The organism is Pseudomonas sp. Irchel s3a12 (assembly GCF_900187485.1).
Lineage (GTDB): Bacteria > Pseudomonadota > Gammaproteobacteria > Pseudomonadales > Pseudomonadaceae > Aquipseudomonas > Aquipseudomonas neuropathica.
This window is the reverse complement of sequence record NZ_FYDN01000021.1, coordinates 59,347-67,006: the sequence shown is the minus strand read 5'-3', so window position 1 is coordinate 67,006 and position 7,660 is coordinate 59,347. Positions and strand designations below refer to the sequence as shown.

Genomic DNA, 7,660 nt, shown 5'->3' with positions numbered 1-7,660 from the left:
CAGATGCATTCTTTATCGGCGCTTGGGTGAAAGGAGGAGGGGCGAAATCTCCCACGGTCTGTGCTGCGTCAACAGTCAGAATCGAGCCTTGTCCCTCCTCCTCCCTTCAAGTCCTACCATACAAGCGTGCCTGCTCGCGAAGGGGCCGGCACATACGGTGAAGTTTTTCAGCCGGCCACCAGAATCTTTGCAGAACTGACTACCGTCGCATACTCCCCCTGCAAATTCCCCAGCGACATCCCGTGCACCTCTTCAGCCGTACGCAATGTGCCGAAATAATCAGCCTTGTCGAAGGTGAAACAGGCATCCTCCGCTACCCACGCAGCAAAGCCAAGATTGCCCGCCGTACGCGCCGTTGACTCCACTGAGTTGTTCGTCGCCACGCCGACGATAACCAATTGCCCGATCCCCGCCTCGCGCAACCGCGCCTCTAATCCCGTGGCACAAAACGCATCCGGCACCTGTTTCTGAATCAGCCATTCGCCGTCCTGCGGCAAAAACCTCTCCTGAAACTCCACCCCTTCCTGCTCCGGCCAAAACACCGAATCCGGTTCACGCGACAGATGTTGCACATGAATCACCGGCCTTGTGCTACGCCGCCACAGCCCCAGCAGATCAAGGATTCGCTCTTCCGCCTGAAGATTATTCCTTCGACCCAAACGCGGCTGCAGGATGCCTTTTTGCTGATCGATGATGATCAGTGCAGCGTTGGCCTGAAGCTCCATGGCGATTTTTCTCATGCAGAGTCATTGAATTCTGCGCAGTTCAGCATCACCTCTTCCTACTAAGCAAGCTATCGAACGCACACGGGACGACCTGACGCCGGCGTTTGCTGTCCGCACGCAAGTCCATTTCTGCTTTGGAGCTCTCCATGATCGACCTGTATTACTGGACCACCCCCAACGGCCACAAGATCTCCCTGTTTCTCGAAGAAGCCGGCCTGCCGTACAACGTGCACCCGATCAACATCAGCCAGGGTGAGCAGTTTCAGCCGCACTTTCTGAAAATCGCCCCGAACAACCGCATCCCGGCCATCGTCGATCATGAACCGGCCGATGGCGGCGAACCGTTGTCGCTGTTCGAATCCGGGGCGATTCTTTTGTATCTGGCGGAGAAGACCGGGAAGTTTCTGCCCCAAGACCTGCGCGGTCGGCAAACGGCGCTGCAATGGCTGTTCTGGCAAATGGGCGGACTGGGGCCGATGGCCGGGCAGAATCACCACTTCAGCCAGTTCGCCCCGGAGAAAATCCCCTACGCGATCAAGCGCTACATCGACGAGACCGCGCGGTTGTATGGCGTATTGAACAAGCAACTGGCTGATAACGAATTCGTCGCCGGCAGCGAATACAGCATTGCCGACATGGCGATCTACCCGTGGATCGTCTCGCACAAATGGCAAAGCCAGAACCTTGAAGACTTCCCGCATGTGCAGCGCTGGTTCAACCACATCAAAGATCGCACGGCGACGTTGAAGGCCTACGCGTTGGTGCAGAAAATCAATCCACCGAAGGCTTGATTGAACGGCAAGAGATCGCAGCCTTCGGCAGCTCCTACAGGGGAATGCATGCTTATGTAGGAGCTGCCGCAGGCTGAGATCTTTTCCATTCGACAGAAATACGCAAATAACCCCCGCCCCCGCTTGCGCGGCCACCTCCTGCTCACTAACGTAGCGCCTTTACTGACGCTACCCCCCGCAGGAGCTTTGCCATGGCCTCGCCAGCCCTCACACATTTTCTTCCCCGGTTCGGCGTTGCCGCAGCAGTGGCCGGTGTTTTGGGCCTGTCCGGTTGCCAGACCTGGAATGCTCAGGACACCCTCCCCCCGACTTCCGGCGTGCAACCGCTCAAGGGGCTGGCGCAGAACGTGTCGGTACGTCGCAATGCCATGGGCATGCCGCTGATCGAGAGCAACACGTTCCATGACGCACTGTTCAGCCTCGGTTACGTCCACGCCAGCGATCGCATCAATCAAATGGTCACCTTGCGCCTGTTGGCGCAGGGCCGCCTGGCGGAAATGTCCGGCGCGTCGATGCTCGATGCCGACCGCTACATGCGCGCGGTCAATCTGAAGAAAAGCGCTGGCGAGCTGTACAAGGCTTCGTCGCCACGCCTCAAGCGCTTCTTCGAAGTCTATGCACGAGGCGTCAACGCCTACCTGTTCCGCTACGCCGACAAGCTGCCGGGCGACCTCGCCTCCAGTGGTTACAAGCCGGAATACTGGAAGCCGGAAGACTCGGCGCTGATTTTCGCCCTGCTGAATTTCAGCCAGTCGGCCAACCTGCCGGAAGAAATTTCCTCGCTGGTGCTGGCGCAAACCGTCACCACCGACAAACTCGCCTGGCTGACGCCGTCCGCGCCTGACGAAAACCTGCCACTGGCCGAGGCCGACAAGCTGCAAGGGCTCAAGCTCAACGGGCAGATCCCCGGCCTGACCGAACTGAGCAACGCCAGCCAGCAACTGTCCGCGCTGAACCTGCTCGGCACCCCGTCTTCGAACAACTGGGCGATCGCCCCGCAACGCAGCCGCAGCGGCAAGAGCCTGCTGGCCAGCGACGCCCATGGGCCGCTGGCCGCGCCGTCGCTGTGGAGCTTTGTGCAGATCCGCGCACCGAAATATCAGGCCGCCGGTGTCACCGTTGCCGGTCTGCCGATGGTCCTCGGCGGTTTCAACGGCAAAGTCGCGTGGAGCATGACCAGCGTGCTCGGCGACAACCAGGATCTGTTTCTGGAAAAAATTCGCCGCCAGGGCAGCAGCCTGACCTACGAGGTCAATGGCAAATGGCAGCCGCTGGGCGTGCGCAACGAAACCTACTTCGTCAAAGGCCAACGGCCGATTCGCGAAGCGGTGTACGAAACCCGCCACGGCGCATTGCTCAACAGTGCTCAGGCGGCCGCGCAAGGCAGCGGTTTCGGCCTGGCCTTGCAGACCCCGAGCTTCACTGATGACAAGTCGCTGGATGCGTTTTTTGATCTGACCCGTGCACAAACCGTTGAACGCGCTTCCGACGCGAGCCGCGAGATCCGCGCCATCGCCCTGAACCTGGTGTTCGCCGATGCGAGCAACATCGGTTGGCAGGTCACCGGGCGTTTCCCCAACCGCCGAGAAGGCGAAGGCTTGCTGCCGTCGCCGGGCTGGGAAGGTCGCTACGATTGGGACGGTTACGCCGACCCGATGCTGCATCCGTACGATCAGGATCCGGCGCAAGGCTGGCTCGGCACCGCCAACCAGCGTGTGATTCCTCACGGTTATGGCATGCAACTGTCGAACTCTTGGGCGGCGCCGGAACGTGGCGAGCGTCTGGCGGAACTGGCCGGCAGCAGCAAGCACGACAGCCGCAGCGTGATCGCCATGCAGTACGACCAGACCACCACCTTCGCCGCCAAGTTGAAGAAAGTCTTCGAAGCACCGGGCATGAAGCAGCCGCTGAAACAGGCGATCGATGCCCTGCCGGAAGCGGATCGCAGCAAGGCGCGCGAAGCGTTCACGCGGTTGATGGCGTTCGACGGCAAGCTCAGCCCGACCTCGGCGGATGCGGCGATCTATGAGCTGTTCCTGCAGGAAAGCATGAAACAGATCTTCCTCGATGAGCTCGGTCCGGAATCGAGTCCTGCGTGGAAGGCGTTTATCGCCAATGGTGATCTGTCTTACGCGGCGCAGGCTGACCATTTGTTGGGACGTGAGGACAGTCCGTTCTGGGACGACATTCGTACACCGCAGAAAGAAGACAAAGCGGTGATTCTTGCCCGTAGCTTCGCGGCGGCGATCAGCGCTGGCGAGAGTCAGTTGGGCGGCGATCACCGGGCCTGGCAGTGGGGCAAGCTGCACAGTTATGCCTGGAAGAACAGCAATGGCCAGACCGTGCGCGGACCACTGGCGGCCGGTGGCGATCACACGACGTTGAACACGTCGGCGTTCGCCTGGGGCCAGGATTTCACCACTACCCGCGCACCGTCGATGCGTTTCATCGTCGACTTCGGCCAAGCCGAACCGCTGATGGGCCAGAACGGTACGGGGCAGTCGGGTAATCCGGTGAGTCCGAACTACCTCAATGGCATCGATGCGTGGTTGAAGGGGCAGTACATCGGCTTGCCGATGCAGCCGCAGAACTTTGATCGGGTGTATGGCAAGGCCCGCCTGACGCTTACTCCCGGCAAATAAGCTGTACATCAAAAGCCCCTCACCCTAACCCTCTCCCGGAGGGAGAGGGGACTGATTGGGGGATGCTTGAGTCATACGCCGACCTGAACGTGCACTGCCGAATCCAGAATCAACTCGGTTCGTGCCTTGCCGAATCCGTAATCGACTCGGTATTTCACGTCGGCGTAGCTGGCCAGACACCTCAGTCGGCCCCCTCTCCCTCCGGGAGAGGGCTGGGGTGAGGGGCTTTTGATCTGGTCCAGAATCTGTGTTCGACTCGGTTTTTCACGTCGGCGTAGCTCTCCCAGACACCGCAGTCGGCCCCCTCTCCCTCCGGGAGAGGGCTGGGGTGAGGGGCTTTTGATCTGGTCCAGAATCTGTGTTCGACTCGGTTTTTCACGTCGGCGTAGCTCTCCCAGACACCTCAGTCGGCCCCCTCTCCCTCCGGGAGAGGGCTGGGGTGAGGGGCTTTTGATCTGGTCCAGAATCTGTGTTCGGCGCGGTTTTTCAGGTCGATGTCACTCGCCAGACATATCGGTCGGCCCCCTCTCCCTCAGGGAGAGGGCTGGGGTGAGGGTTGCTCTTCAAAGTCGATAGAACTTCCAGCCCAGCGCCAACCTCATAGCTAACAAGCCCCCCATTCTGGTAAGGACATGGACCTTGTTATCGCCCGCCCCGAGGGTTTGTATTGCCCTGCCGGAGATTTCTACATAGACCCGTGGCGCCCCGTCGAGCGCTCGGTCATTACCCATGCCCACGGCGATCATGCCCGTACCGGTAACCAACATTATCTGGCCAGCAGCGCCAGCGAAGGGATTTTGCGCGCGCGTCTGGGGCAGGACATCAACCTGCAAACCCTCGCCTACGGCCAGCGTCTGACACACCACGGTGTCACCCTGAGCTTTCACCCCGCCGGCCACGTGCTCGGTTCTGCACAAGTGCGTCTGGAATACGGTGGCGAAGTCTGGGTCGCGTCCGGCGACTACAAGATCGAACCGGACGGCACCTGCGCCCCGTTCGAACCGGTGCGCTGCCACACCTTCATCACCGAATCGACCTTCGGCCTGCCGATTTATCGCTGGCAGCCACAGGCGCAGGTGTTCAGCGAGATCAACCAGTGGTGGGCTGCGAACATCGCGGCCGGCAAGGCCAGCGTGTTGTTCTGTTACTCGTTCGGCAAGGCTCAACGGATACTCCACGGCATCGACGAAAGCCTCGGCCCGATCCTCAGCCACGGTGCGGTCGAACCGCTGAATCGGGTCTACCGCGAGGCCGGCGTGTATTTGCCGCCGACGATCTACGCCGGGGACGTAAAAAAAAGCGACCCGATCATGCGCCAGGCTCTGGTCATCGCCCCGCCTTCGGCCGGTGGCAGCAGTTGGATGCGCCGTTTTGGCGAGTACAGCGACGCATTTGCCAGCGGCTGGATGCGTTTGCGTGGCACCCGACGGCGGCGCGGCGTCGATCGCGGTTTCGTGCTCTCCGATCACGCCGACTGGCCCGGCCTGCTCTGGGCCATTGAGCAAACCGGCGCAGAGCGGGTGATGGTCACCCACGGTTCAATCGGCGTGCTGGTGCGGCATCTGCGCGAACAGGGTCTGGATGCCCAGGGTTTCAACACCGAATACGGCGATGACGAAGAAGAACACATCGCCACCGAACCGACCATCGCCGAGATGCCAGCATGAAAGCATTCGCCGAGTTGTACACCGAGCTCGACGCGACCACCTCGAGCAACGCCAAACTGGCGGCGATGCAAGCCTACTTCGCCCAGGCCGAACCGCACGACGCCGCGTGGGCGGTGTACTTTCTCTCCGGTGGCCGGCCCCGGCAACTGGTGCCGGTGAGAATTCTGCGTGAACTCGCCGTCGAGATCTCCGGCCTGGAACCGTGGTTGTTCGAGGAAAGCTATCAAGCCGTCGGTGACCTGGCGGAAACCATTTCGCTGGTACTCGCAGAAAACCCGCACACCTCCGACGCCGGCCTCGCCGAGTGGATCGAGGACAAACTGCTGCCACTGCGCGGTGAAGCACCGGAATATCTGAACCGGCAACTGCCGGCCCTGTGGGCGCAACTGGATCGATCAAGCCTGATGCTGTGCATCAAATTGATCACCGGCAGTTTTCGCGTTGGCGTGTCGAAATTGCTGGTTACCCGGGCCTTGGCCTCGATGGCCGGGCTGGACAGCAAGCGCGTGGCGCAGCGTCTGGTCGGTTACACCGATCTGTCCAACCGGCCGAGCGCCGCCAGTTACCTGAAGCTGATTGCCCCTGAATCCAGCGATGAACATGCCCAGCGGGGTGGTCAGCCGTATCCGTTCTTCCTGGCCCACGCTTTGTCGCAACCGGTGGAAGAATTTGAAGCGCTGATCGGCCCGGCCAGCGATTGGCAGATTGAATGGAAATGGGATGGCATCCGCGCACAAGTGGTCAAGCGAGAGGGCCGACTATGGATCTGGTCGCGGGGCGAGGAACTGGTGACCGAGCGTTTTCCCGAACTGGAGGTCCTGGTACACGGCTTGCCCGATGGCACGGTGATCGACGGCGAAATCGTCGTGTGGAAAAGCACGCATCCGCGCACCGAAGACGCCTTTGATCCGCAATCGACCGAACCGCCGGCAGTGCAGCCCTTCGCCCTGTTGCAACAACGCATCGGCCGCAAGACCCTCGACAAGAAAATCCTCGAAGACGTGCCGGTGGTGGTGCTCGCCTACGACCTGCTCGAATGGCAAGGCGAAGACTGGCGCAATCAACCGCAGGCCAAACGCCGCGCGCAATTGGAAGACGTTATCGCCCGCTGTAACAGTCCGGTACTTTTACCCTCGCCGGTGCTGACCGGCAGCGACTGGCTCGACCTCGCCTGCCAGCGCGAAGCCTCGCGGCGACTGGGTGTCGAGGGCATGATGCTCAAGGCGCGCGACGCGTTATATGGCGTCGGGCGCACCAAAGACATGGGCGTGTGGTGGAAGTGGAAAGTTGACCCGTTCAGCGTCGATGCGGTGCTGATTTACGCGCAGCGCGGTCACGGTCGCCGGGCCAGTCTGTACAGCGATTACACCTTTGCCGTGTGGGACGGCCCGCCCGAGTCGAGCCAGCGTGCGCTGGTGCCGTTTGCCAAGGCCTATTCGGGGCTGACCGATGAGGAAATGCGCAAAGTCGATAGCATCGTGCGCAAAACCACCGTGGAAAAGTTCGGCCCGGTCAGCAGCGTGAAACCGAGCCTGGTGTTTGAACTGGGTTTCGAAGGCATCGCCCTTTCGCGGCGGCACAAGAGCGGGATCGCGGTACGTTTTCCGCGGATGCTGCGCTGGCGCCAGGATAAAACCGTGGATGAAGCGGATAGCCTCGCCACCCTGCAAGACCTGCTGGCCTGACCCCTTTTCCCGGGACATTGATCGTTCCCACGCTCCGCGTGGGAATGCCTCAACGGACGCTCCGCGTTCGGCCTTGGAGGTGACGCGGAGCGTCCCGGGCTGCATTACCACGCAGAGCGTGGGAACGATCAGCGATCTGCTTGACTGTCC

General features: G+C 61.1%; 5 protein-coding genes. 4 read left to right on the top strand and 1 reads right to left on the bottom strand.

The window, feature by feature from the left end; genetic code table 11:
* Positions 1–167: 167 nt before the first annotated feature.
* Complete coding sequence (locus tag CKW14_RS27885; protein WP_095126546.1) at positions 168–725, bottom strand: cysteine hydrolase family protein; 558 nt, start codon at positions 723–725, stop codon at positions 168–170.
* Between the two features lie 146 nt (positions 726–871).
* On the opposite strand from CKW14_RS27885, the gene CKW14_RS27880 reads away from it, so the two are divergent.
* From CKW14_RS27880 to CKW14_RS27865, 4 genes are all read left to right on the top strand, one after another.
* Positions 872–1,516, top strand: coding sequence for a glutathione binding-like protein (locus CKW14_RS27880; protein WP_095126544.1), 645 nt, complete (start codon positions 872–874; stop codon positions 1,514–1,516).
* Between the two features lie 191 nt (positions 1,517–1,707).
* Entirely contained in the window at positions 1,708–4,158 is a 2,451-nt protein-coding gene (locus CKW14_RS27875; protein WP_095126543.1) for a penicillin acylase family protein, read from the top strand.
* A 632-nt stretch (positions 4,159–4,790) separates the two neighbouring features.
* Positions 4,791–5,825 carry a ligase-associated DNA damage response exonuclease gene (locus CKW14_RS27870; protein WP_095049117.1) on the top strand — a complete coding sequence of 345 codons (1,035 nt, stop codon included), beginning with the start codon at positions 4,791–4,793 and terminating at the stop codon, positions 5,823–5,825.
* The gene (locus tag CKW14_RS27865) at positions 5,822–7,510 is read left to right on the top strand and encodes an ATP-dependent DNA ligase (protein ID WP_095126542.1); all 1,689 of its coding nucleotides are present in this window, start codon (positions 5,822–5,824) and stop codon (positions 7,508–7,510) included. The genes CKW14_RS27870 and CKW14_RS27865 overlap by 4 nt, the downstream gene beginning before the upstream one ends.
* Positions 7,511–7,660: the final 150 nt, after the last annotated feature.

Bases quoted from the DNA above. Each gene is read 5' to 3' on its own strand.
- CKW14_RS27875 (WP_095126543.1), top strand. From the start codon at position 1,708: ATGGCCTCGCCAGCCCTCACACATTTTCTTCCCCGGTTCGGCGTTGCC.
- CKW14_RS27880 (WP_095126544.1), top strand. From the start codon at position 872: ATGATCGACCTGTATTACTGGACCACCCCCAACGGCCACAAGATCTCC.
- CKW14_RS27870 (WP_095049117.1), top strand. From the start codon at position 4,791: ATGGACCTTGTTATCGCCCGCCCCGAGGGTTTGTATTGCCCTGCCGGA.
- CKW14_RS27885 (WP_095126546.1), bottom strand. From the start codon at position 725: ATGGAGCTTCAGGCCAACGCTGCACTGATCATCATCGATCAGCAAAAA.
- CKW14_RS27865 (WP_095126542.1), top strand. From the start codon at position 5,822: ATGAAAGCATTCGCCGAGTTGTACACCGAGCTCGACGCGACCACCTCG.